Origin of the sequence: Klebsiella sp. K5-45 (genome assembly GCF_030128605.1) — a bacterium.
GTDB lineage: Bacteria > Pseudomonadota > Gammaproteobacteria > Enterobacterales > Enterobacteriaceae > Klebsiella > Klebsiella quasipneumoniae.
In genome coordinates this window covers 1-965 of the sequence record NZ_JAKUZW010000054.1, presented here as the reverse complement: position 1 = coordinate 965, position 965 = coordinate 1, and the positions used below count along the sequence as shown (strand labels likewise).

The window sequence follows — 965 nt, the reverse complement described above, 5'->3', positions numbered from 1 at the left end:
GCTGCCATCACTACCGTTCTGGCTAAAACCTACGGTGGTTCCGCTCGCGCATTCGACCAGATCGATAACGCGCCGGAAGAAAAAGCTCGTGGTATCACCATCAACACCTCTCACGTTGAATATGACACCCCGACTCGCCACTACGCGCACGTAGACTGCCCGGGCCACGCCGACTATGTTAAAAACATGATCACCGGTGCTGCGCAGATGGACGGCGCGATCCTGGTTGTTGCTGCGACTGACGGCCCGATGCCGCAGACTCGTGAGCACATCCTGCTGGGTCGTCAGGTAGGCGTTCCGTACATCATCGTGTTCCTGAACAAATGCGACATGGTTGATGACGAAGAGCTGCTGGAACTGGTTGAGATGGAAGTTCGTGAACTGCTGTCTCAGTACGATTTCCCGGGCGACGACACCCCGATCGTTCGTGGTTCTGCTCTGAAAGCGCTGGAAGGCGACGCAGAGTGGGAAGCGAAAATCATCGAACTGGCTGGCCACCTGGATACCTATATCCCGGAACCAGAGCGTGCGATTGACAAGCCGTTCCTGCTGCCGATCGAAGACGTATTCTCCATCTCCGGTCGTGGTACCGTTGTTACCGGTCGTGTAGAGCGCGGTATCATCAAAGTGGGTGAAGAAGTTGAAATCGTTGGTATCAAAGAAACCGCGAAAACCACCTGTACTGGCGTTGAAATGTTCCGCAAACTGCTGGACGAAGGCCGTGCTGGTGAGAACGTAGGTGTTCTGCTGCGTGGTATCAAACGTGAAGAAATCGAACGTGGTCAGGTACTGGCTAAGCCGGGCACCATCAACCCGCACACCAAGTTCGAATCTGAAGTGTACATTCTGTCCAAAGACGAAGGCGGCCGTCATACTCCGTTCTTCAAAGGCTACCGTCCGCAGTTCTACTTCCGTACAACTGACGTGACTGGCACCATCGAACTGCCGGAAGGCGTAGAGATGGT

1 protein-coding gene is annotated in these 965 nt (G+C 54.7%); it reads left to right on the top strand.

The genetic code is table 11. The annotated features are described in order from the left end of the window. The coding region (gene tuf / locus MKS11_RS27395; protein WP_080931003.1) for an elongation factor Tu at positions 1-965 on the top strand (965 nt) is incomplete at both ends.